The 23,675-nt window shown below is 39.8% G+C and carries 22 protein-coding genes; 12 read left to right on the top strand and 10 right to left on the bottom strand.

What is annotated here, in order from left to right:
* The first annotated feature begins 65 nt into the window (after positions 1–65).
* Positions 66–1,835, top strand: a complete 1,770-nt coding sequence (locus QK890_RS17915; protein ID WP_250728634.1) for a LysM peptidoglycan-binding domain-containing protein — start codon at positions 66–68, stop codon at positions 1,833–1,835.
* Positions 1,832–2,539 carry a porin family protein gene (locus QK890_RS17910; protein WP_032537049.1) on the top strand — a complete coding sequence of 236 codons (708 nt, stop codon included), beginning with the start codon at positions 1,832–1,834 and terminating at the stop codon, positions 2,537–2,539. The genes QK890_RS17915 and QK890_RS17910 overlap by 4 nt, the downstream gene beginning before the upstream one ends.
* Before the next feature lie 75 nt (positions 2,540–2,614).
* Here QK890_RS17910 and QK890_RS17905 read toward each other — a convergent pair whose 3' ends face one another.
* From QK890_RS17905 to QK890_RS17880, 6 genes are all read right to left on the bottom strand, one after another.
* A complete protein-coding gene (locus QK890_RS17905) occupies positions 2,615–3,064 on the bottom strand; it encodes a DUF4293 domain-containing protein (protein ID WP_005778244.1) in 450 nt (149 codons plus the stop codon).
* 109 nt (positions 3,065–3,173) lie between these two features.
* Complete coding sequence (locus QK890_RS17900) at positions 3,174–3,509, bottom strand: DNA-directed RNA polymerase subunit omega (RefSeq protein WP_005778246.1); 336 nt, start codon at positions 3,507–3,509, stop codon at positions 3,174–3,176.
* A gap of 15 nt (positions 3,510–3,524) precedes the next feature.
* Positions 3,525–4,328: an outer membrane protein assembly factor BamD gene (locus QK890_RS17895; protein ID WP_005806568.1), complete on the bottom strand. Its 804-nt coding sequence runs from the start codon at positions 4,326–4,328 to the stop codon at positions 3,525–3,527.
* Between the two features lie 186 nt (positions 4,329–4,514).
* On the bottom strand, positions 4,515–4,940 hold the full coding sequence (locus tag QK890_RS17890; RefSeq protein ID WP_005778250.1) for a hypothetical protein: 426 nt from the start codon (positions 4,938–4,940) through the stop codon (positions 4,515–4,517).
* A gap of 26 nt (positions 4,941–4,966) precedes the next feature.
* Positions 4,967–6,265: a phenylacetate--CoA ligase family protein gene (locus QK890_RS17885; protein ID WP_005778252.1), complete on the bottom strand. Its 1,299-nt coding sequence runs from the start codon at positions 6,263–6,265 to the stop codon at positions 4,967–4,969.
* Positions 6,266–6,508: 243 nt separating this feature from the next.
* Positions 6,509–6,838, bottom strand: a complete 330-nt coding sequence (locus QK890_RS17880; protein ID WP_032540518.1) for a hypothetical protein — start codon at positions 6,836–6,838, stop codon at positions 6,509–6,511.
* Positions 6,839–7,597: 759 nt separating this feature from the next.
* Here QK890_RS17880 and QK890_RS17875 point away from each other — a divergent pair.
* The 10 genes from QK890_RS17875 (at position 7,598) to QK890_RS17830 (ending at position 16,493) form a co-directional block, all read left to right on the top strand.
* Positions 7,598–8,026: a MarR family winged helix-turn-helix transcriptional regulator gene (locus tag QK890_RS17875; RefSeq protein WP_050550833.1), complete on the top strand. Its 429-nt coding sequence runs from the start codon at positions 7,598–7,600 to the stop codon at positions 8,024–8,026.
* 225 nt (positions 8,027–8,251) lie between these two features.
* A complete protein-coding gene (locus QK890_RS17870; RefSeq protein ID WP_032540516.1) occupies positions 8,252–8,734 on the top strand; it encodes a GNAT family N-acetyltransferase in 483 nt (160 codons plus the stop codon).
* Positions 8,735–9,158: 424 nt separating this feature from the next.
* Positions 9,159–11,192: an excinuclease ABC subunit UvrB gene (gene uvrB / locus QK890_RS17865; RefSeq protein ID WP_032540514.1), complete on the top strand. Its 2,034-nt coding sequence runs from the start codon at positions 9,159–9,161 to the stop codon at positions 11,190–11,192.
* A 294-nt stretch (positions 11,193–11,486) separates the two neighbouring features.
* Positions 11,487–12,125 carry a vancomycin high temperature exclusion protein gene (locus tag QK890_RS17860; RefSeq protein WP_005778255.1) on the top strand — a complete coding sequence of 213 codons (639 nt, stop codon included), beginning with the start codon at positions 11,487–11,489 and terminating at the stop codon, positions 12,123–12,125.
* Between the two features lie 41 nt (positions 12,126–12,166).
* Positions 12,167–12,943, top strand: a complete 777-nt coding sequence (locus QK890_RS17855) for a transglutaminase-like domain-containing protein (RefSeq protein WP_032540540.1) — start codon at positions 12,167–12,169, stop codon at positions 12,941–12,943.
* Between the two features lie 44 nt (positions 12,944–12,987).
* Entirely contained in the window at positions 12,988–13,650 is a 663-nt protein-coding gene (locus tag QK890_RS17850) for a hypothetical protein (RefSeq protein ID WP_032540513.1), read from the top strand.
* Between the two features lie 156 nt (positions 13,651–13,806).
* Complete coding sequence (locus QK890_RS17845; protein WP_032540511.1) at positions 13,807–14,571, top strand: hypothetical protein; 765 nt, start codon at positions 13,807–13,809, stop codon at positions 14,569–14,571.
* Positions 14,572–14,602: 31 nt separating this feature from the next.
* Positions 14,603–15,067, top strand: coding sequence for a hypothetical protein (locus QK890_RS17840; protein ID WP_005820550.1), 465 nt, complete (start codon positions 14,603–14,605; stop codon positions 15,065–15,067).
* A 244-nt stretch (positions 15,068–15,311) separates the two neighbouring features.
* Positions 15,312–15,740 (top strand): Hsp20/alpha crystallin family protein, encoded by a 429-nt coding sequence (locus tag QK890_RS17835; protein ID WP_005778266.1) that lies wholly within the window; start codon positions 15,312–15,314, stop codon positions 15,738–15,740.
* A 297-nt stretch (positions 15,741–16,037) separates the two neighbouring features.
* On the top strand, positions 16,038–16,493 hold the full coding sequence (locus QK890_RS17830; RefSeq protein ID WP_005806583.1) for a DUF6078 family protein: 456 nt from the start codon (positions 16,038–16,040) through the stop codon (positions 16,491–16,493).
* Positions 16,494–16,722: 229 nt separating this feature from the next.
* On the opposite strand, the gene QK890_RS17825 is transcribed toward QK890_RS17830, so the two are convergent.
* From QK890_RS17825 to QK890_RS17810, 4 genes are all read right to left on the bottom strand, one after another.
* Positions 16,723–19,794 (bottom strand): response regulator, encoded by a 3,072-nt coding sequence (locus QK890_RS17825; RefSeq protein ID WP_032530067.1) that lies wholly within the window; start codon positions 19,792–19,794, stop codon positions 16,723–16,725.
* Positions 19,795–19,927: 133 nt separating this feature from the next.
* Positions 19,928–21,046, bottom strand: a complete 1,119-nt coding sequence (locus QK890_RS17820) for an ABC transporter permease (RefSeq protein ID WP_367627489.1) — start codon at positions 21,044–21,046, stop codon at positions 19,928–19,930.
* Complete coding sequence (locus QK890_RS17815) at positions 21,043–22,143, bottom strand: ABC transporter permease (protein WP_032540508.1); 1,101 nt, start codon at positions 22,141–22,143, stop codon at positions 21,043–21,045. The genes QK890_RS17820 and QK890_RS17815 overlap by 4 nt, the downstream gene beginning before the upstream one ends.
* A gap of 3 nt (positions 22,144–22,146) precedes the next feature.
* Positions 22,147–23,610, bottom strand: a complete 1,464-nt coding sequence (locus QK890_RS17810; protein ID WP_175415588.1) for an ATP-binding cassette domain-containing protein — start codon at positions 23,608–23,610, stop codon at positions 22,147–22,149.
* Positions 23,611–23,675 lie beyond the last annotated feature (65 nt).

The following is a 23,675-nucleotide window of genomic DNA, read 5'->3' as shown; positions in this document are numbered from 1 at the left end:
CGTACCTTTGCCGTAATCAATTGAGAATTGAATAGTAAAAATTACAAATTAAGATTAATAAATTGATGAAATCAATCAAACGAATCTTCTTTCTCCTGTCTTTTATAAGTGTTTCCTATTTAAGCACATTGGCACAAGAGAACCAATCCTACTTCCTTCACACTATTGAAAAGGGGCAAAGCTTATATTCCATCTCAAGTATGTATGGAGTCAGCAAAGCAGATATTATTCGCCTGAACCCCGGTTGTGAGGACAAAATCTATGCAGGACAAGCCATCAAAATCCCACAGAACAAAACCGCCCAGAAAAGTGAAATGTTCCATACCATTCAACCGGGAGAAACCCTTTATCGGTTGACAACCACCTATAAAGTTTCTGCAAAAGCCATTTGTGACGCCAATCCGGGATTAAGTGCAGAGAACTTCCGTATCGGACAGGTTATCCGTATCCCTTCCGCTGCAGAAGCCATCGACTCTACAGTAGAAGCAGTAGTCACAACTCCCGAACAACCCATTATCCAACCGGCTGTAAAGCCCCGTTGCAGAGACATGCACAAAGTGAAACGCAGAGAGACTATTTTCAGCGTCAGCCGTGAATATGGCATTCCTGAACAGGAACTGATTGCAGCCAATCCGGAGTTGAAGAACGGTATGAAGAAGGGACAATTCCTTTGTATCCCCTATCCGTCAGAGAAATCGGCAGTCACTACTCCCCAGACAGACACCAATATCACACCGCCAAGCAACAGCGAATTGTTCCGTGAAAACAAAGAAACACCCAAAAGCATTTCTACCATCAAAGCGGCTCTCTTGTTACCCTTTGACGACAAAAGAATGGTAGAATATTATGAAGGCTTCCTGATGGCAGTTGACAGTCTGAAACGTACCGGCACTTCAATCGATCTATACGTCTACGATTGCAATAAAGAAAGTTCATCATTGAACAACATTCTGGCAAAAAGTGAGATGAAGAATATGAATGTCATTTTTGGTCCGGCACAGCAACAGCATATTAAACCGTTAGCAGCTTTCGCGAAGAAAAACGATATTCGCCTGGTTGTCCCTTTCTCTTCAAAAGAAGGCGAAGTATTCAGCAACCCGTTTATTTATCAAATCAATACTCCACAGTCTTATCTGTACTCCGAAGTCTACGAGCACTTCACACGTCAATTCCCGAATGCTAACGTGATTCTTTTGGAATCTTCGGTTGTGGATAAAGATAAAGTTGAATTTATCAAAGGCTTAAAACAGGAACTGGGAAGCAAAGGGATTCCGGTGAAAACATTAAAGGAAAACGCCCCGGTGGAAACGCTGAAAGCAGCTTTGCGTAACGATAAAGAGAACTTCTTCATCCCCACCTCCGGTAACGATTTGACGCTTTTGAAAATCATTCCCCAATTGACATTACTTGTAAGAGATAACCCGGAAGCGCGTATTCATCTATTCGGTTATCCTGAATGGCAAACTTATACAAAGGATCATCTGGAAAGTTTCTTTGAGCTGGACACCTATTTCTATTCGTCATTCTACACGAATAATCTGCTACCTGCTGCAATCAACTTCACTCATGCTTATCGCAAATGGTACAGCAAAGAGATGGAAGAACGGTACCCGAAATACGGTATGCTGGGTTTTGACACAGGATACTTCTTCCTCAAAGGACTGTCCAAATACGGTTCCGAACTGGAAAAAAATCTCCCTCTGATGGATTTAACTCCTATCCAAACCGGATTTAAATTCCAACGTGTCAATAACTGGGGAGGATTTGTGAACAAGAAAGTATTCTTTGTCCATTTCACAAAGAACTTTGAATTGATTAAACTTGACTTCGAATGAAAAAGAATCAACTGAAATCAATCCTACTGGGAACTGCTTTGCTGGCAGGAATTGTACTGCCGGCAAATGCCCAGATAGGCGAACAACGACATAATTTTGCCATCGGAATTAATGGAGGTGCAAATTACAGTACCGTTTCTTTCCAACCTACCATTAAGCAAAACGGATTATTAGGAATTACCGGAGGAATAACAGCACGTTATATTTCCGAAAAATACTTCGCTATGATTTGTGGAGCACAATTGGAACTTAACTTCTCGCAACGGGGATGGGACGAAAAATTCGACCCCGAGCAAGGCTTTTCTTCAGAAGACTCTTATGTCCGTACCCTGAACTACCTTGAAATACCTTTTCTTGCCCATTTGGCTTTCGGCAAAGACAGAGGAGCACAGTTCTTCATCAACCTGGGACCGCAAATAGGTTTCTTGTTAAGCGAAAACGAAAAAAGAGAAGGTAGTTGGAAAACAGCCAATCGGGCACCCAACGAACAATATGGAAAACGGATAGAAAATAAATTCGACTATGGAATTGCAGGTGGCGGCGGAATCGAAGTCAGGACTAAGGCCGGAAATTTTCTTTTAGAAGGAAGATATTATTTTGGACTGGCCGATTTTTATAACAGCACCAAAAAAGACTATTTTGCACGTTCGGCCAATAGTACCATTACAGCAAAAATCACTTATTTATTTGACATAAAGAAGTAAAAGCGTATAAATGAATTCACCACAAAGGATATGGTGTCCATAGAGACATCCTGTATCCTTTGTGGTGAATCTTTTTTATCGGAGACGGTCGGCAGCCTTTACCATCACTTCATCCCGCCCTATCGCACGAATAGCCAAATAGTTGAGAATAATCGAAATCAACGGCAGGCACAACGCCCATGAAATCTGAAAAGCAGCATTCAGATCTTTCTTCAGGACAAACATAAAAGCAAGAAAGGTAAGATAATAACCAATCAACAAAATGCTATTGAATATCGACATGCGAATCTGCAACATACGGTTCTTGAAAAGAAAGATTGTGGCAAATGCGATGATTGCACTAAGCAACAATATACCAAATACTCCCCAAGTAGAATAAAACATTCCGTTCTGTTCCACCCCCAATGGTTTGAAAGTATACATGGCAGCATCAGCACCTATAAAGCTGCCGACAGGCAGACACATACTTGTTATCAGTAATGCAGTAACAAGCAAAAGATAAATCGTTTGAATTCGTTGAATCATAGTTTTTAAAGTTGTGTTTAATCCGGAATAAAAAAGTCAAGCAATAAGAGATAGAAGAATAGACTCCTACTTACTACTTGACTGTTAACTCTTCAACCGGCGAAGAAAATTACTGTAATTTTTCTTTTTCCTTTGCCGGGTTTCTATAATAGATCTTTCCTTCTACATACTCTTGCGCAGCAATCAAATCGGGTTTCGGCAATTTCTCGTAGTAACGTGAAATTTCGATCTGCTCTCTATTTTCAAATACTTCCTCCAAATTATCGTTGTAGGAAGCAAACTCCGCAAGTTTCTTGGAAAGGTCGTTCTTTATTTCCACACTGATCTGATTGGCACGCTTACCAATGATAGCTACTGTTTCATAAACATTACCGGTATCGGCACATAAGTCCATCATATCACGGGTAATGGTATTCGTCGGAGCATTTGTTTTCTTGTAATCCATAAATCTATTTATAATTTAGTCTTTAATTACTTTTTGAGAATCTTTGAATATCCTTTCGGCTTCCTTCAGATATTTACTTTCCGGAAATTCATTCTTGAAAGCATAATATTCGTCTACCGTTTCACGGTAACGATCCATCTTCTTGTCTTCCACACTATTCACCGCCATTTCATACTTGGCCCGGAGAATCAATATAGACAGTTCTTCACGATAATCAGTATAAGGATAGTCCTTTAAAGCATTCTGGGCAGTGATCACACAAGACATGAAGTTATTGCCCAGATAATTACCAAGATTATAATATAATCTTGCAGACAGAAGTTCTTTCAAAACCAACTTGTCCTGCAAAGCAAAAATCATATTTTGTGCCTCCTGTTTTCTGCTGCTCTGGGGATAATATTCCAGAAACATCTGCAACTGCTGGATAGCCTGATAAGTACTTGATTGATCCAAACGGGGTTCAGGAGTATCCAAATACAGAGCTTTGCCGGCATGGAAGCGGGCCAACTCTGAGAACTGACCGCGCGGATATGTATTGAAGTAAGTGATAAATGACTGGGCCGCAGTAGAATAATCTTTCTGATTATAATAACTCATAGCCAGCATGTATAATGATTCTTCTGCTTTATCCGTACCTTTCAGGATAGTTATCAACTCGTTCAGCAATGTAGCCGATCGATTATACTGACCTTTAGCGAAGTAGTTCTTAGCGGCCTCATACTTGTATTCGTAATCGGTGCTTTTTAGCAACTTATTGTACTCTCCACACGAGGATAAAACAGTAGCTGCAAGCAGCGTTATAATGATGTTCTTCTTCATTCTGTATTTAAATAATGCGCAAAGTTAAAGATTCGCGCTGAATAAACCAATTAATCAATGTTTTTTAAGATAAAAAAGAATGGAAGAATAGAGTTTAGTTACGAATAGTGAATAAGCGATGATGGATGGTTAATTTATAAACAATGCAACAGTCATTCACTAACCACCCATCACTACTCACAGGTTTTACAGTTTATACAGATCGCTTGCCGCCAGCAAGTCAACTTTCTTCTCTGTTAACACCCGGATACAATTTTCCATATCGTTGGGACGGATAATCACATTTGCAGAATTATTATTGGCAAATGAATACATATATTCAATGAAAACCCCTTCATTGGAAAGATATTGTAATACTTTAGCCAACGCACCGGGCACGTTAGGGCAGTTAATACCTACCACCTCCGTCACATTGACTGCGAAATGGTTATCTTTTAAAGCTTTGTAAGCCTTATCCGGATCGGATACAATTCCGCGGAGAATACCAAAATCGGCGTTCTCGGCAATGCAAAGAGCCGAAAGATTAATACCTTCCTTTGCCAATACTTCAGTCACCTCTGTCAGTCGGCCTGATTTATTCTCCAAAAAAATGGAAAGTTGTTTTGCTACCATAATAAATGACTTTATATTTATATTCGTTATAGTTTTCTATTATCAATCACACGCTTCGCTTTACCCACACTACGCTCGATGCTGCGAGGTTCCACCAACTTCACATCTACTCCCAAACCTAACACACTCTGCAAACGTGCTGTCAGCTTTTTCTTTAAAGCCAGCATCTTATTTATTTCATCCGAATAATAGTCCGGACGAACTTCAACTTTCAGTTCCATAGTATCCGTATTATTCTTACGGTCGATAGTCAGCAGATAATGCGGCTCAAACTCTACCATTTCCAAAATAACAGATTCAATCTGTGTGGGGAATACATTGACTCCACGGATAATAAGCATATCATCGCTGCGTCCCAGAATACGATCCATACGTACCAAAGTACGTCCACAAGAGCATTTTTCATAATGCAATGCGGTCAGATCTTTCGTCCTGTAACGCAATAGAGGCATACCCTCTTTAGTCAGATGGGTGAAAACCAATTCACCGGTTTGCCCGGGCTCTACAGGCTGTAATGTATGCGGATCTATTATTTCAGGGAAGAAATGATCTTCATTCAAGTGGGTACCGTTTTGACACTCACATTCATATCCGACGCCGGGACCTGCAATTTCACTTAATCCATATATATCATAAGCCTTAATCCCTAATTTTGCCTCGATGTCTTTACGCATGCTTTCTGTCCAGGGTTCTGCACCGAAGGCGCCTGCTTTCAGCTTAAACTCTTCACGCGGGAAACCGGAATCATTAATCGCATCAGCCAGATAAAGGGCATAAGACGGTGTACAACATAGGACGGTTGATCCGAAATCATGCATCAAAGTAATCTGTTTCTCCGTATTACCACTCGACATGGGAATAACTGAAGCCCCGATATTTTCGGCACCGGCATGTGCTCCCAGCCCACCTGTAAACAGACCGTAGCCATATGATACCTGAAATATATCCGAACGGCTTGCTCCATAGGCCGTAAAGGCACGAGACAAACACTCTGCCCAGGACGATAAGTCTTTACGGGTATACCCTACTACAGTCGGTTTGCCGGTAGTACCCGATGATGCATGGATACGTACAATCTGACTCATAGGCACGGCACACAGTCCGAATGGATAATTGTCGCGTAAATCTAATTTAGTGGTAAATGGTAGTTTGGAGATGTCTTCTATTCCGTTGATATCATCAGGAGTGATACCTAATTCTTGCATTTTCCTACGATAGAACGGCGTATTGTGATAAACGTATTCTACTATTTTCTTTAGTCTAATGCTCTGGATTTTACGCAAATTATCGCGTTCCATGCATTCGATGCTCTCATTCCAAATCATGTCTTTCGTTGTATTTTGTTAGTTATGTTGTGCAAAGTAAAGGATTTATTTTAAAAATCTATTTGTTTATCAAGAAAATTAATCATTAAAATCATAAACCACCAAACTTCAGAGCAGGAAAAGAGTAAGAGCATAATAAGAGAAGTCAATTAGAATCTTACTTTATCACCGAAAAAAACTCCGGTCCCTAAGAACCGGAGCTACCATAATAAAGGTCAAATAGAAATCCCTAATCCAATTACCTTATTCTTTCACTATTTCGCCTTTTTCATTCAAAAGAACAGTAACATCCTCTGTAGATTGATCTTCTTTAGTTACAGTCAATACAACTTTATAAACCTTGCCAGTTTCTTTTTCAGCTACAAAAGCGTTTTTTAATGCAGCACCTTCATAATCTTTGGCCAAGGCATTGATAACTACGGCAGGAACATCCTTAACATCAATTTTTGTAAATTCATCTTGGGGCGTCTGCATGGTCTGCTCTACTGCTAAAGTATCACCCGATACACCAGCGAATGCCACTGAAGTTCCCAATCCCATAATCATTGCTAACGCTACTAATACCTTTTTCATAATTGTAATCTTTTAGTGTGAATAATTAAAACTAACTCTTATGCCAAATAAAAAACAAAAGGCATGCCAGAATACGGACAGGATACAAAACATCTATCAAACAGCAAGTTAAGCACAAAGCAATATAAGGAAGACTGGGGAACAAATGGAGAATAGCCACACATCTTGGGGAATAAATACACAAAAGCTCCTAATCTTTCACCCCGGAGCATTACACATTATTATAATAACAAAGTTCACACCCAACTGATAAAGATAGTATCTCTACTTAGAATAGCAACTGCCAACCCTATAAATAAACACTTTTGGATTAACAGAATACCTATACAAAGCAGACTTTCACAAAGAGTTCAAAAGTAAATTGATTAATAGTCGTGAAAACAAACTCAAATAAAACCGACAACTCTCTTCAAGAGTAGAATTTGCACAAATCCTTATCAGTTTATTAAATATGAGAATTAATTTGTTTTTTATACAAGCATAAACAGAAAAAAATCATCCATATTTGCACGCAAAAATATATCTGCCGGTTTTATAACTGCCTGGTAGTTGAACCTTAACAAAGATAGAACAGTTCGACAAAGTAAGGCAGAACTTTAGGCAAGCCATCCAATCGCGACAGGAAAGCAATGGAATGAAACTATAACCATTATATTTTCATGAAGAAAAATAAAAACACTCAAACATTTTATGATCACATAAGCATTTATTTTTGCACGCATTGTTGACTAAGTCAACTATTCTATTTACATTTGCACCATGAAACAAGAGCATATAGATTATATCAGAGCTTTTAATAGGTTTTATACCAAAAATTTAGGTATCCTGAACAAAACCTATTTAGGGAGCGAATTGGGGCTTCCTGAAATCCGTGTTATCCAAGATGTTTATTTATATCCTAATCGGAATGCAAAAGCCATATCCATAGCACTTAATATGGATAAAGGATTATTATCCCGTATATTGAAAAAACTGGAAATGAAAGGTTATATATATCGGGAAAAAACAATAAAAGACAGCCGTGCAGAGTTAATAAGTCTTACAAACAATGGAATAAAAGTTTATCACACCTTAGATATAGCAGCAAACCAATCCGTCAAAGAGATATTTGCAGGATTGGAAGAAAATCAGTTGCTGGAAATTGTAAAAAGTATGAAAACAATATCTTTCATTATGGCACGCAATTAATTGGATATTGCAACTATGGCAAATGCAGGTAGTGCTTAGCTCGGCCATCTGTGACAATGAAAAAGGTTTATATTATCTTTTAGGTATAATTTATATATCTCATTTATGGATTATTTTACAAGTAACACCACTTGTTATAAATGTACAATAGTGACAGAATGCCTGCTACATCAATAAAATATTTGAATCGAAAAGAAGTTATTCTAAATTAAATACAAAAATAAAATGATAGAAATTGAAAAATATTCAGAGCGTGATAAAGATGAAATTATTGCTATAGTACTGCATTGTCAAAATGACGGAACTCGTCCATTGGTTAGCGTTGAAGATCAGCCGGAACTACTTTGCATACGCGAAAAATACATCGACAATGGAGGATGTTTTTGGGTAGCAAAAGAAAACGGAAAAGTTGTAGGAACTATCGGCTTGATGAACAAAGGAAATGGATTGTGTATACTGAAAAAATTTTTTGTGTATAAGCCTTATAGAGGAAATCCACATCATCTTGGACAGCAATTATACACAGTTTTCTTAGACTTTGCAAAAGTTCACGGCTTCTCAAAAATCATCCTCGACACTCCCAAAAACACTGATAGGGCACACTCATTTTATGAAAAATCTGGATTTAAGAAAATCGAGAAAGAAGAACTTCCGATCAAATACGATTATCCGTATGATGATTCTCATTTCTTCTATTTGGACTTATAGTAACGTGGAAACCTCCGGTAGAATAACACTGGAAGTTTTCACGGCACTAATTACAAAAAACAATCTATCATGATTGTTTTTTGTAATTAGTGCCGTACGTATGTATATGAAAAGGAATTATTTGCCAGCACAGCACTACAAATCACTGAAATTCATACAATTCTAAATCGTTACCACTACTTCTCAAAAACTCCGCTAAAAGTTTATTTTTTAATAGGTCGTGTCAAACCGATAAAAACTTAAAATATACATAGCATGGAAACTCAAAATCTTGACGATACATAATCCCTGATTATTTTCCAAGAGTTTATTTGAGTAGCATAATACAATCTGAAGAGCAACTGTTTATAAGATAATTTGAGAAAAACTATTTGTTTATCTCAACTATTTTGCCGAATATTGTCTTCTGAAAGAAAAAAGAAACATGAATTTTGAATTAACATCCGCATACAAGCCAACCGGAGATCAGCCGGAAGCAATCGCACAACTGACCGAAGGAGTTCTTGAAGGTATACCGGCACAAACGTTACTGGGTGTAACCGGTTCCGGAAAGACATTCACCATTGCCAATGTTATTGCCAATATCAATAAACCTACGTTGATTCTGAGCCATAACAAAACGCTGGCAGCTCAGCTATATGGTGAGTTTAAAGGATTTTTCCCCAATAACGCTGTCGAATATTACGTCTCTTATTACGATTATTACCAGCCGGAAGCCTACCTTCCGAGTTCGGATACATATATAGAAAAGGACCTCGCTATCAATGATGAAATTGACAAGCTCAGATTGGCTGCAACTTCAGCTCTCCTTTCCGGAAGAAAAGATGTGGTGGTGGTATCTTCCGTATCTTGCATCTATGGTATGGGAAATCCATCGGATTTCTATGATAATGTTATTGAAATAGAGAGAGGACGAACCATCAACCGCAATGTGTTTCTCCGACGATTGGTAGATAGTCTGTATATGCGTAACGACATCGAACTCAATCGTGGAAATTTCCGGGTAAAAGGAGACACGGTAGACATTTATCTGGCCTACTCGGACAATTTACTTCGGGTTACCTTTTGGGGGGATGAAATTGACGGCATCGAAGAAGTAGATCCGGTTTCCGGAGTAACCATCGCACCTTTTGAGGCTTATAAAATATATCCCGCCAACCTGTTTATGACTACCAAAGAAGCAACCTTACGCGCCATCCATGAAATAGAGGATGATCTCACCAAACAGGTTGCCTATTTCGAATCTATCGGCAAAGAATATGAAGCGAAACGCCTTTATGAGCGAGTAACATATGATATGGAAATGATACGGGAACTGGGTCATTGTTCCGGCATCGAAAACTATTCACGATACTTTGACGGTCGTGCAGCAGGTACACGCCCTTACTGTCTGTTAGATTTTTTTCCGGATGATTTCTTGATTGTAATAGATGAAAGTCATGTAAGTGTTCCGCAAATACGTGCTATGTACGGAGGAGACCGGGCCCGCAAAATTAACTTGGTGGAATATGGCTTCCGACTGCCTGCCGCAATGGACAATCGCCCGTTAAAGTTCGAAGAGTTCGAATCAATGGCTAAACAGGTTATCTATGTAAGTGCTACCCCCGCCGATTACGAACTGGTGCAATCAGAAGGCATCGTCGTTGAGCAAGTGATCCGCCCTACCGGTCTATTGGATCCTATTATCGAAGTACGCCCCAGTCTAAACCAAATAGACGATTTGATGGAAGAGATCCAACTCCGTATCGAACGGGAAGAGCGCGTACTCGTAACTACTCTGACTAAACGTATGGCTGAAGAATTAACGGAATATCTATTAAATAATAATGTACGTTGCAACTATATCCACAGCGATGTGGATACCTTAGAGCGCGTCAAGATCATGGATGATCTTCGCCAAGGTGTATATGACGTATTGATCGGGGTAAATTTATTACGTGAAGGACTTGACCTTCCGGAAGTATCACTGGTGGCCATCCTCGACGCAGATAAAGAAGGTTTTCTCCGTTCACACCGCTCATTAACCCAAACGGCCGGACGAGCTGCCCGAAACGTAAACGGAATGGTAATTATGTATGCCGACAAGATCACGGACAGCATGCGACTGACCATTGACGAAACTAACCGCCGCCGCGAAAAACAACTCGCATACAATGAAGAGCATGGAATCACTCCACAGCAGATCAAGAAAGCACGCAACCTGGCTGTATTCGGCAACGGTAACGAAATGGAGGAAACGCAAAAAACAACCCGTGCATACGTGGAACCCTCTTCACCCAATATTGCCGCAGACCCGGTCGTACAGTATATGAGTAAAGCTCAGCTGGAGAAAAGTATGGAACGCACCCGTAAACTGATGCAAGAAGCAGCTAAGAAGCTGGAATTCATTGAAGCTGCCCAATACAGGGACGAATTGCTCAAGATGGAAGACTTAATGAAAGAGAAGTGGCCAGGATAAAAAGCACCTTGGTTTTGATAGAATAACAAGTAGTTAGAATATATCGGAGAAACCATCTTTTTCTTAATTATCCTAACAAATTCAATTAAGAAATAAAATAAATGTTATAAAATCAGGCGTTTCTAATAAAACGCTTGCCAATATCTGAAAAAGCTGTATCTTTGCAATGTGTTTTTCATAGTATTAGATTTAAGGTTAACAAAGGTTGGAGCAAGGCGTTGCTCCTTTTTTTATGCTTTCAAGTCAACTTTCAACCCAAATCCCTATCTTTGCAAAGAACTCTGAATATAAAAAATGAAAAAGATTATCTTTATAGGAGCACCTTTATTGCTGACAGTTCTTGTAATTACCATCTATGTATGTAATCGGACTATTCAGAAAAACAGTGAAGCATATCTTTATTCAACAGTATCCGATATTCCCTATAATAAAGTAGGTCTGTTATTGGGCACCTCGCCCAAATTGAAAAACGGGAAAAACAATCTGTATTTCGACTATCGGATTAAAGCTGCCACAGAATTATATAACGCAGGAAAAATCAAATATATATTGGTGAGCGGTGACAATCGGAGAAATGATTATAATGAACCCGAAGAAATGAAGCAGGCATTAATTGCCACAGGTATTCCCGAACAGCAAATCATATTAGACTATGCCGGTCTGAGAACATTGGACTCTGTTATAAGAGCGCATTTAATTTTTGGTCTGGAGCGTTTCACTCTGATTTCACAAGAATTTCACAATGAACGGGCTATTTTTCTGGCTCAGCAAAACCATCTTCAGGTTATTGGATATAATGCTCAGGACGTGAGTGCATATGCCGGCTTTAAAACCAACCTTCGAGAATTACTGGCAAGAGTAAAAGTCTTTATGGATATCATTACCGATAAAGCTCCCAAACATCTTGGGGAAAAGGTAGAGATACCGGAATAATAATTTTAATATTTCCCTAATAACTCATTATCATGAAAAACATGCAAAAGTTGCTATTTCTTTTTTTATTGTCGCTGATGCCATTTTCTTTCCTGTGTCATGCTCAGACAACTTATCGAATGGTGACAAGAAATTACTCTCCGGTCACAGATTCTTATCCACAAGAGGTTTCTGATTTTAAAAAGGCAGACAGTGTCTACCATTTCACCGTAAAAGTATCCAAAGCTTATGACGATACCTTAAAAAGGAAAGCAGCAGAAAAGGCCCTTTATATCCCCAATGACATCTATGACGAAGAGGTTGCTCCTTATCTGAACCCAACCAAACTTATCGACTATTCTTCTCCTGCTATCGAACTCATAACAGACTCTTTATTCAAAGGTGAAGACAGTACAATGATAATTATTAAAAAAGGCTTAGAGTTTGTATCCCATTATATAAGTTTTGACGATTCTTTAGCCATGGCTATTTCAAAAGGTGATTGTAAAACATTGGATGTAAATCATATCCTCCAAAGAAAGAAAGGTACTTGTAGCGAATACACCAATTTGTTCACGGCACTTATGAGAAAGAAAGGAATTCCTTGCCGTTTTGTTGCCGGCTTTATTTTTATACCTGAACAAAAATTCTATGGATGTCATGCCTGGGCCGAATGTTACCTTAAACAATACGGATGGATGGCAGTAGACCCGCAATCTGGCAAAAGCTGGCTACCGACAACTATAATCCGACTCTTTGCCGGAAAAGATTATGCAGACTGCGGACTGAACTCTTTCATGGATTTAGTACCTAAATCTATAGAAATAGTAAAAGAATAAATACATATCAAAAATATAGAAAGGTGAATAACATTTAGATAATTATGGAACAACAACTTCAACTCAACGACCACAACAAACAAAAATATCCCCCTATGCATAGCATAAATCATTCTAGCTTATCACACTCAAATATTAGCCACAAAACGAAAATAAATCTTAAGAAACTATTCCTTTTTATTTTTATAATATTTGGCATGTCATCTTGTGCTGCTATAGACCCTATTACTCCAGTCAGTTATAATATTCTACTAACCAAAATTAATGACCTACTTAATCTATGTATCATACTTTTAAACCAGCCAGAGCAGTATCATGGACAAATAATTTCAAGACTTTATTATGGTTATTATCATTTAGCACGCTTACTATATATCAATTATTACAATTATGATGCAGGAGGGCATGGAAAAACATGGAAAAAACTACCAAAAAACATTTGTGAATTTGGACTAAAAATGAAAATATTGAGAGAAAAATATGATTACGATGCTATTGACTCAATAGATTTAAGTGAAAATATAGACATAGATTTTAAGACAATATTAGACGAAGAAGAGAATGCTAACAATTTATTAGAAGAACTTGAAAATACATTAGATAAATGCACCTACTTATCGAACAAAGACATAAAAAGATGCAAAAGTAAAATTAACGATATAAAAGAAACGCATAAAATATTAGTAGAACAAATAAAAGAAAAATAATTTTTACTACATACAATAATCAAATTGACAAATGAAATATTATTTAAAATAATATTTAACTAATAATATGAGCTGCAATTAGACTATATACAACCCTGCTTCAGGATGTATCAATTACATATATAACATATCATTAAAAAATTATCAACATCTACAATGGACTTAGAACTAAAATTACAGCAAGGAATTAAAATACTTCTGATGAAATCAGAAAATTCAGAAGAATATTACGTCATTGGTAAATCTTTCATCACAGATTTACTCAATGGTATGGGTAAATTATCTATAAAATACCATAAGCATCAACTTATAGACTTTCCTTATATCTATGGTGAAAGACAACTTGATAGTATTATATTACCGACTCTTTCAAAGATTTGTGATGGAGCCGTTTTAGCAGAGTTACCAACAAAAAGAAATTGTTTTCTAAAGAGTCACGAAATAGAGGATTCATCTGGTAGAATTGATTATTGGTGTATATATAAAGATTACTCCATTATACTTGAAGTAAAACATAGTTTCGATGCTTTTTTGACAAACAAAACTAGAGAAAAGAAAGTTGTTGAGAAATGGGAATATATGACAATAGACCAACTCCAGTCAATCAAAGACGACATAAAACAACAATGTGAAGAAAACACTAAAGGTATAATAAGGCTTGGGCTACACTTTATAACATCATATTCAGATAAACAACCAAGCATTACTATTATAAATAAATATAGCAAATTATTACCAACTATTCTAGAAAGAATAAAAAGTGATGTATGCAGATGTAAACCAACACTAACCAATCCTGACTATATGGCTTGTTGGATAATCCCCAAACAAATTGTTCTAGAAGGATTTCAAACTTTTCCAGGGCTCATCTTAATGGGAAAAATATTCAAACCCATACTACATAAGAAAATAATAAAGTAAATTAAGTAATCTCAATATAATCAGAAAAATTATGGAAATAAACCAAGCAGCCCCCAAGTTTCAGGATGTGTCAATTGCACCTATGCATACAGCAGAGCATTTGCTCAATGCTACTATGGTAAAAACATTCGGATGTCCACGTTCACGTAATGCACATATCGAAAAGAAAAAGAGCAAATGTGATTATGAACTTCCGGTTTGCCCAACCGAGGAGCAGATTCATGCCATTGAAGAAAAAGTAAACGAAGCCATCAATCGCCATTTACCTGTAACCTGTGAGTTCATGACACACGAAAAAGCCAAAAGCATCGTAGACCTGAGTAAGCTTCCGGAAAATGCAAGCGAAATGTTGCGTATTGTTAGAATAGGAGATTACGATGCCTGCGCCTGCATCGGGCAACACGTAGAAAACACATCGGAAATAGGCATCTTTAAAATTATCAGTTACGACTATGCCGACGGAAAATTACGCCTTAGATTCAAACTGATAAAATAGGCATGTAATGGTATCGAACGACCGAGGAATTTTTAACAAATATCTTATCAAAGTATAAATAGGAGAACAATTTGACAGCAAGATAGCAAATTTGACATTACATCTCTGACATTTAGTCAAACAAAGAAAGAATATGGCACTGGCACAGGTTTTGTATCTTCTTTAGTGAACAACGGTTCAAAAGAAAGAGCCGGAGTTCAAAAATTAACCTGAATGTTTAACTAAAAAGATAGGAGACTAAATTATGATGCCTGTTAGAAGATCTCAGAATTGGTTACCAAGTATCTTTAATGATTTCTTTGATAACGAATGGATGGTAAAAGCAAATGCTACTGCACCTGCTATCAACGTAATTGAAACTGAAAAAGCCTACAAAGTAGAGCTGGCTGCACCGGGAATGACCAAGGAAGATTTCAACGTGCGTATTGACGAAGAAAACAACCTGGTAATTTCAATGGAAAAGAAAACTGAAAACAAAGAAGAGAAAAAAGACGGTCGTTATCTGCGCCGTGAGTTTTCGTACTCAAAATTCCAGCAGACAATGATTCTGCCTGAAAATGTAGACAAAGATCACATTTCCGCACAAGTAGAAAATGGAGTTTTGAATATTGAATTGCCCAAATTAAGTGAAGAAGAAGTGAAGAAACCGGACAGAACCATTGAAGTTAAATAAGCTCATTGAATAAGGAAAGGTCCCCTAACACAAAGAGGACTAAGGGCTACACCGGAATTATTCTCCCTAAGGAGATGAAGTTCCGGTGTATTTTTTTATAAAGTGCAACACAATTAGCCCACGCCAAGATGGAATAAAACAAACATTATATCATTATTCCTTCAATAACATCAAGTCTGTCATCCATCTTTTTTTGAATATTCAACCGGCACTTCATCAATTAGATTGCTTTAATTAGGAAATTTGGTAATATATGTTGTACCTTTGTAAAACTATTATTAACCTATTATATATACAATGGAAAAAGAAACGTTCGACTACTCAATGGTTCCCAATAATTTTAGTTTATGTACAGAACAAGATTGTCCAAATGCCGATACTTGCCTGCGTCGCATTGCGTACGATCATGTTCCGGCAAGTATAACTTTTCTGTCTATACTGAATCCGAAAGCAAATAAAGAAGCGACAAGAAAAAGATGTCAACATTACTGTTCAAACGAAAAAGTACGTTATGCTAAAGGATTTGTACGCACTACGGGAATCCTGACGGTAAATGCAGCGAGTACATTCCGCTACAAGCTAATTGCCACTTGGGGAATCAGACGATATTACCAGAAGCGAAAAGGGGAAACTTTACTCTCTCCCGCCGAACAACTACAAGTCATCTCACTTGCCCAAAAGCTGGGCGTTCATCAAGAAGAATACTTTGATAATTATATAGAAGAGTACAAATGGCATAATGAAACTGATTAAAGGATCACTTCATATTACCGGATCTACCTTTTAACAATAGGGCCTAACTCCTCCGGCCCCAAAGGAATATTCCGTTTACATACCGGGGTAAAGGCATTTACATACCGGGGTAAAAGGATTTACGCACGGAGGTAAAAGACGTTACATACCGAGGTAAATGGTTTTACATAGCAATGTAAAACCATGGTAAATATAACATTTTGATAATCAGCGATTATTTAGTAAACCATCATAAAGCAATATCCGGAGAATAGCAGTATTTACGTAATACAGACATCAGTCTTGCCTTATCTACCGGCTTGGCAAGATAATCATTGCAACCGGCTTCTAATGCAGCTGCCTTATCGGAGTCGAAAGCATGTGCCGTAAGCGCTACAATGGGTAATTCCTTATTGAACTTCCGAATCTCGACTGTTGCCGTCAGTCCGTCCATTACAGGCATTTTCATATCCATCAGCAAAAGATCAATCCTGTAGTTCTTCGCCATCTCTACAGCTTGCTGTCCATTCATGGCATGAAGCAAATTATAATGCTTACACAGCATGGCCGATAATAACAGATAATTACTTGAGATATCTTCTGCTATCAGAATCGTCTTTCTATCCAAAGCCGCATTCAGATTCCGGCCATATGTCATATTCTCTTCATCTATGCTTGGCCCGATATGCCTTTCGGGCTCCCGCCCGGTTTTCACTTCCGGATTGCAAGGAATAATGGCCCAGAACAGAGAGCCTTCATGGTATTTAGATTCAAAACCGACACTTCCTCCCATCGATTCGGTAATTGCCTTACAGATAGAAAGGCCGAGCCCTGTGCCTTGAGCAAACTCATCGAGTTTCTCGAACCGATGGAAAACTTTATTCTTTTTCTCCTCCGGTATGCCGATACCTGTGTCTTTTACATACAGACGGATTCCTGTATCCATTACTTCATACCCCATTTCTATAGATCCTTTCGGAGTATATTTAATGGCATTTGTGACATAATTAGTCATCACTTGTGCCACACGGTTTCTGTCAAGTTTCACCAGACACACATCATAAGGATTAATCGTCACCAACCGGACTTCCGGATTAACCATCCGTTGCTTCATAGAAGATGCCATGCCATTAAAATATTCGGCCAGATCAAAATCTTCATATTTTAGTTCCACCGAACCGGACTCCAATTTCGACAGGTCCAGGATATCATTAATAAGTTTCAGCAACAGTTCGTTATTGGTATTGATAATCTGCATATACTCTTCTCTATCAGCCTGCTCTTCCGAGTTCATCAGTAAATCAGAGAAGCCGACAATCGCATTTAGCGGTGTACGGATTTCATGACTCATATTGGCAAGAAAAGCTGACTTAAGTTTATCCGATTGTTCGGCCAGCAGCTTCGCCTGCCTCAGTTCTTCGATCATTCTCTCTCTATCAGTAATATCATCCACACGAATCACGATGCCATCTATCTCTTCACCTTCACCAAATACGGGAGTAGCCAATACCTCTACAATCCGGTTGTTTTCCGAATGAAACTTTATCTTTTCCATCTGCCTTGATGCCAATACTTTGCCTAACACACAATTTTCACAGGGAGAAGTCCGGTTATGGGCACTCTTATAACAGCACTCTCCCCGCTTATATGCCTCAAAGGAAAGGCTGGACGAACAGACCGATACATTTTCCCATTGCACAACATAATCTTTAGTGATATAAGCCAATCCGGAATTAGTATTATTCAGTACCAATTCATTCTGCCGGATCAGCCTCTTCAGTTTCTCCTTATTCTTCAGCAAAGTCAATTCTGTCTGTTTATAAGATTCAATGCTGATCGTCATGCCGGAGACATACTGATAAGGAGTATCATTAAGAATAGAGGTCTCAAGCACTCCACGGGTTTGCCACCATTCGTAATTCCCGTTTCCCCGCAAGTCTGCACGATATTCTATGTCCCATTCACCACTATCCTGCTTCAGCACTGCATCCATCGTACCGATGAACTGCCTCCGGTCGTCAGGATGCACACATTCTGCAAACTTTTCAAAAGTATTGATGTCCAAAGCATTCCGCCCTATCTTATCAAATCCCTCACCAAAACTGACTCTTTGCTTCGACGGCTCGTAAAACCAAGTATAAGCATTCATCACCTCCATGGATATGGAAAGAACCTTGGCACGGCGTTCAAGGTCATTCTGCAATTTCTGATCCCAACGAATATTGAGCAACAGACGCTTGCTACCATCATAAATGATATTCTTGCGTACAATGGTATCATAGCTGCGACCATCCTTCAAAATAATTCTTTCTACCCCAAAATAAGGCTTGCCGGTAGTAAAAACTTCCAAATCTGTTTTTTGCATGCGCTCCGCCTGTTCACGATCCAGAATGTCACTTACTGTTTCACCTTCATAGGTGCCAAACATCCGCATACTTTCTTCATTACAGAAAACATAACGGAAATCATCTTCCACATCTTTTATGTGTATAGGCAACGGTATGCTATTCAAAATGTTCTCTTGCAATAACTTCCGTCTTTGTAACTCTGTATTGTTTTTGCGAAACCCTACATACTTGACAACTTTTCCATCGACTCCCCTCTCATACGGAGAACAATTCAATTTACAATATTGCCACTCTGATGTATCGGACAGTCTAATCCGGATATCCATTTCATACAGACAATCACAGCCATTAAGCATATCAAGCAAAATGGGTTCCGCTTCTTTCCAATCCTCCGGATGAATATGTTTTTTATAATCTTCAATAGTGAGGGGCTGGGTAGGATCGCAGTTATTAAGTGGTTCATTCTCCGCATAGAACAAATGGGTGCGAACATCAAATTCCCATAAAACCACATCGGCGGCCTGCATGGCCAATGCGGTTTTTTGCTTGCTTTGACGTAATATCTCTTCGGTACGTACCGTTTCGGTCACATCCTGTGCTATAAAAAGGAACTTATCGATCTCCTTATTCTCATCATCCCGGACTACCGATACGGTAATTTCAAAATAACGTATCCCTGATAAAGTTGTCGGATAATAAAATTTGGCTAATTCAAAATCATACTTGACTGTAAAACGAATATTCTCTCCCGCACGCAAGCGGCTCTTCATTTCATCGGGAACATTCGGGTTTTCAAAAATGTTGATACCCAACATATCTTGTTTATCCTTCACCCCCATCATTTTCAGTCCTACACTGTTTATCTCTATCAGGCGGCCTTCACAATCATACAATTCCATCCCTACGGGAAGATTTTCATATATAGTTTGCTGAAGTCTATGGGTTTGAGAAGGGCTTGATGTTTGTTTGCTCATTACGTAATATCTTAGTATATCTGTTTTCTTTCTACAAAAATACACATAAGTTGCAAGCAAACACAGGTTTATCCTAAATTTTCCAGTCTGTTAACCACTTTTCGAATGCTTTTTGAAGCTCTCCACTGCCTAATTAGCCACTCTTCCGATAGCTCTTCACCGCCCAAATATTGAAAAACAGCGCAAAGGCCAGCAAAGTTCCCAGTTGCGGCAATAAATCGATAAACCCGCTCCCCTTGAGATATACCATACGCATCACCTGCATAAAATATTTCAGTGGATTGAGCATAGTGATCCATTGTGCCCACTCGGGCATACTGCGGACAGGAGTAAATAGTCCGCTCATTAAGATTAGAATCAGCATACAGAACCACATGACAAACATGGCTTGTTGCATGGTAGCCGAATGATTGGAAATGACCAATCCAAGACCGGATACAGCCAAAACAAAGATGATGGCAAAGAAATAGATCACCAGAAAATGGCCTGCAGGAAAAATTCCGTAAAGTGCCCATGCCAGAATAAAACAAAGTGTCAGAACCACAAAGCCTATCAACCAATAAGGAATCAGTTTGGCAAGGATAAAAGTGAACTTTCCGACAGGAGTCACATTGATCTGCTCAATCGTACCGGCCTCCTTCTCCCCTACTATATTCAACGCAGGCAAGAAGCCGCAAAGCATGGTAAGCAGCATCACCATCAGGGCCGGAATCATAAACAGTTTATAATCCAGATTAGGGTTGAAAAGATTCTGAGTAAGAATATCAATCCGGGGCAGATTCCCGTTGGCAGCAGCCGGAATGTTTCCACTCTCCGCCTGCAATTCCGTACCATAATCGTTGATGATGGCAGACAGATATGAACTGCCCAAACCGCCCTTGGTCCCATTTACGGCATTGGCGGCCACAAGTACGTGGGCAGCCTCGCCATTCACCCAGTCCTTCTCGAAATCTCCGGGAATTTCAAGCAGCACATCGGCTGTCCCCGCTTCAATCGCTTCCAACCCTTCTTTATAGGAGTCCGGTAAAGCAGTGGTCCGGAAGTAAGTTGAAGCCGTTATCTTATCGACCAGCCTGCGTGAAAGAGCCGAATGATCATTATCTATAATATTCATCCGGATATTTTTTATTTCAAGATTAGCAGCCCAGGGCATAAGAAGCATAATCATGCAAGGGAAGATAAAAATCAACCTCGGCAGGAAAGAGTTGCGGAGCAACTGCTTGAATTCTTTCTCTATAAGATATTTAATCATAACCTGTTTTTGAATTTCTTGAAGCTAATTGTTATCAACACGACTGCCATAAGAGCCAGAATACTGACCTCAGACAGCACAAAAGAAATATCTACTCCCTCAATCATCAATTTACGTACGGCCTGAATATACCAGCGGGCGGGCAGAATATCGGAAATCAATTGCAATACCAGAGGCATGCTCTCTATCGGAAATATCATGCCGGAAAGTAACATTGTAGGCATCATCAAGATCAACCCCGAAGCGAGCATGGCGGCCACTTGCGTCCGTGTCACCGTGGAAATAAGCAATCCCAACGCCAACGACACAAAGATAAAAAGCAATGATACCATTATCAACCAGAACAGGCTGCCTGCCACGGGTACATCAAGTACATAAACTGAAAGCAGCAGAATCGTCGTAAGATTGACAAACGACAGCACAAAATAAGGAACGGCCTTAGCCAGAATAACGAACAAAGGTTTCACCGGAGAAACCAGCAATATCTCCATCGTACCTGTCTCCTTCTCGCGGACAATGGATATGGAAGTCATCATGGCACAGATCAGCATCAGGATAAGTCCCATCACACCGGGCACAAAATTGTAGGCACTCTTCATCTGTGGATTATAGAGCAGTTTCACATCGGGCACAACAGAAGATGCGGACATTCCGGGAGGAAGCATTTCCTGTCGGACGGAAGCTATGACATTAGTGGCGTAACCGGCTTGTGTGGTAGCCATATTCGGATCGGTTGCATCGGAAACCAGTTGCACACGGGCATCGCCTGTATACAGATGATTGGCAAATTGTTCGCTGAATACAAGTGCCATGTCGATTTCATTTTCCTGAAACGCCCTTTCCATCTCCTGTGGAGAATGCAACAGGCACTTCACGGAAAAGTATTCGCTGGCATCCAAACGGTCGATGATCTTGCGGGTAACCATGTCATTCGAAGGGTCGAGTACACCCACACGTACATTTTTCACTTCGGTAGTAATGGCAAAACCAAAGAGAATGATCTGAACAACAGGCATCCCTAACAGAATCAACATAGTCCGTCGGTCGCGGAAAATGTGGAAGAACTCCTTTTTTACAAATGCTATAAACTGTTTCATAGGTTAATCGGCTTTACGCACTGCCTTACGGGCCAGTTGCTGGAATACATCGTCCATGGTATCGGCATGAAAACGTGCCTTTAGTCCGCGAGGGGTGTCAAGTGCCTCGATACGTCCGTCTACCATGATAGACACACGGTTACAATACTCGGCCTCGTCCATGTAATGGGTGGTTACAAAGACCGTTATCCCCCGATCTGCCGCTTGATAAATCAATTCCCAGAATTGCCGGCGGGTAGCAGGATCGACTCCTCCCGTAGGTTCGTCAAGAAACACAATCCGCGGATCATGGAAAATCGAAACTGAAAAGGCCAGCTTTTGTTTCCAGCCTAAAGGAAGGCTCTTCACAAGTGTGTCACGCTCGTCGCTGAACCCCAGACGATCGAGAAGAGCATCTGTCTTTTCGGCTATCTCGCGGTCCTGCATTCCATAAATGCCGGCAAAAAGACGAATGTTTTCCCATACTTTAAGATCTTCGTATAGAGAGAACTTCTGGCTCATGTATCCAATATTCTTCTTCACTTCTTCAGGATGGACGGCAACATCAAAGCCGGCTACCCGTGCTATGCCGGAGGTAGGTTTGCTCAATCCGCAAAGCATACGCATCGCAGTGGTTTTTCCCGCACCGTTCGCCCCGAGAAATCCGAAGATCTCTCCCCGGTTCACCTGAAAGGAGATGTGGTCGACAGCCGTGAAATGCCCAAAACATTTGGTAAGCCGGTCTACCTCAATGGCAAAATCATTTTCGGCATGTACTTCCGCACGTTCCAGACCAGGTGGACAAAGAATGTGACTGAACTGTTTCAGGATGCGTTCCGGCACATCGATCCCCTGTATCTCTCCTTCGTTGATAAAAGCGATACGGTCGCATTGCCGGGCTTCATCCATAATCGGAGTAGAAACGAGAATAGTGATTCCCTGCTCCTTGAGATGCCTCAACATTTCCCAAAACTCCTTGCGTGAAACCGGATCCACACCGGTAGTCGGCTCGTCCAGGAACAGAATGCCGGGTTTGTGAATCAACGCACAACTTAAGGCCAGCTTTTGTTTCATACCTCCCGACAAAGCCCCCGCTCTGCGTTTACGAAAAGGTTCTATCTGCTGGTAGATATCTTTCACCAAATCATAGTTTTCGCGGATAGTCGTATGAAATACAGTAGCAAAAAAGTCGAGGTTCTCTTCCACCGTCAGGTCCTGATAAAGCGAAAAACGTCCGGGCATGTATCCCACCTGTTGCCGGATTTGTTTGTAATCCTTCACAACATCGAGCCCGTTCACCGTAGCCGTCCCACTGTCGGCAAGCAACAGTGTAGTCAGGATGCGGAAGAGTGTACTCTTACCGGCTCCATCCGGTCCGATGATGCCGAACAACTCACCGGGATTCACGGAAAAGGAAACCTTCTTCAAGGCTTCTACTTCACCGTAACATTTAGTCACGTCACTGACAGATACAGCTGGTTTCATCATCAGGCATCATTTAAAACTTCACTCCACCATACATACCTATTTTGAGCAGTCCGTCGTTCTCCACG

It is taken from the genome of Bacteroides sp. NGMCC 1.200775 (assembly GCF_040798045.1).
In the GTDB taxonomy this organism is placed as follows: domain Bacteria; phylum Bacteroidota; class Bacteroidia; order Bacteroidales; family Bacteroidaceae; genus Bacteroides; species Bacteroides hominis.
Note: the sequence above shows the minus strand (reverse complement) of the source record. Positions and strands in the feature narration are given on the sequence as shown.

What these genes read in the sequence shown, in the direction of transcription:
- QK890_RS17915 (WP_250728634.1), top strand. Translation starts at nt 66, where the DNA reads ATGAAATCAATCAAACGAATCTTCTTTCTCCTGTCTTTTATAAGTGTT.
- QK890_RS17910 (WP_032537049.1), top strand. Translation starts at nt 1,832, where the DNA reads ATGAAAAAGAATCAACTGAAATCAATCCTACTGGGAACTGCTTTGCTG.
- QK890_RS17905 (WP_005778244.1), bottom strand. Translation starts at nt 3,064, where the DNA reads ATGATTCAACGAATTCAAACGATTTATCTTTTGCTTGTTACTGCATTA.
- QK890_RS17900 (WP_005778246.1), bottom strand. Translation starts at nt 3,509, where the DNA reads ATGGATTACAAGAAAACAAATGCTCCGACGAATACCATTACCCGTGAT.
- QK890_RS17895 (WP_005806568.1), bottom strand. Translation starts at nt 4,328, where the DNA reads ATGAAGAAGAACATCATTATAACGCTGCTTGCAGCTACTGTTTTATCC.
- QK890_RS17890 (WP_005778250.1), bottom strand. Translation starts at nt 4,940, where the DNA reads ATGGTAGCAAAACAACTTTCCATTTTTTTGGAGAATAAATCAGGCCGA.
- QK890_RS17885 (WP_005778252.1), bottom strand. Translation starts at nt 6,265, where the DNA reads ATGATTTGGAATGAGAGCATCGAATGCATGGAACGCGATAATTTGCGT.
- QK890_RS17880 (WP_032540518.1), bottom strand. Translation starts at nt 6,838, where the DNA reads ATGAAAAAGGTATTAGTAGCGTTAGCAATGATTATGGGATTGGGAACT.
- QK890_RS17875 (WP_050550833.1), top strand. Translation starts at nt 7,598, where the DNA reads ATGAAACAAGAGCATATAGATTATATCAGAGCTTTTAATAGGTTTTAT.
- QK890_RS17870 (WP_032540516.1), top strand. Translation starts at nt 8,252, where the DNA reads ATGATAGAAATTGAAAAATATTCAGAGCGTGATAAAGATGAAATTATT.
- uvrB (WP_032540514.1), top strand. Translation starts at nt 9,159, where the DNA reads ATGAATTTTGAATTAACATCCGCATACAAGCCAACCGGAGATCAGCCG.
- QK890_RS17860 (WP_005778255.1), top strand. Translation starts at nt 11,487, where the DNA reads ATGAAAAAGATTATCTTTATAGGAGCACCTTTATTGCTGACAGTTCTT.
- QK890_RS17855 (WP_032540540.1), top strand. Translation starts at nt 12,167, where the DNA reads ATGCAAAAGTTGCTATTTCTTTTTTTATTGTCGCTGATGCCATTTTCT.
- QK890_RS17850 (WP_032540513.1), top strand. Translation starts at nt 12,988, where the DNA reads ATGGAACAACAACTTCAACTCAACGACCACAACAAACAAAAATATCCC.
- QK890_RS17845 (WP_032540511.1), top strand. Translation starts at nt 13,807, where the DNA reads ATGGACTTAGAACTAAAATTACAGCAAGGAATTAAAATACTTCTGATG.
- QK890_RS17840 (WP_005820550.1), top strand. Translation starts at nt 14,603, where the DNA reads ATGGAAATAAACCAAGCAGCCCCCAAGTTTCAGGATGTGTCAATTGCA.
- QK890_RS17835 (WP_005778266.1), top strand. Translation starts at nt 15,312, where the DNA reads ATGATGCCTGTTAGAAGATCTCAGAATTGGTTACCAAGTATCTTTAAT.
- QK890_RS17830 (WP_005806583.1), top strand. Translation starts at nt 16,038, where the DNA reads ATGGAAAAAGAAACGTTCGACTACTCAATGGTTCCCAATAATTTTAGT.
- QK890_RS17825 (WP_032530067.1), bottom strand. Translation starts at nt 19,794, where the DNA reads ATGAGCAAACAAACATCAAGCCCTTCTCAAACCCATAGACTTCAGCAA.
- QK890_RS17820 (WP_367627489.1), bottom strand. Translation starts at nt 21,046, where the DNA reads ATGATTAAATATCTTATAGAGAAAGAATTCAAGCAGTTGCTCCGCAAC.
- QK890_RS17815 (WP_032540508.1), bottom strand. Translation starts at nt 22,143, where the DNA reads ATGAAACAGTTTATAGCATTTGTAAAAAAGGAGTTCTTCCACATTTTC.
- QK890_RS17810 (WP_175415588.1), bottom strand. Translation starts at nt 23,610, where the DNA reads ATGATGAAACCAGCTGTATCTGTCAGTGACGTGACTAAATGTTACGGT.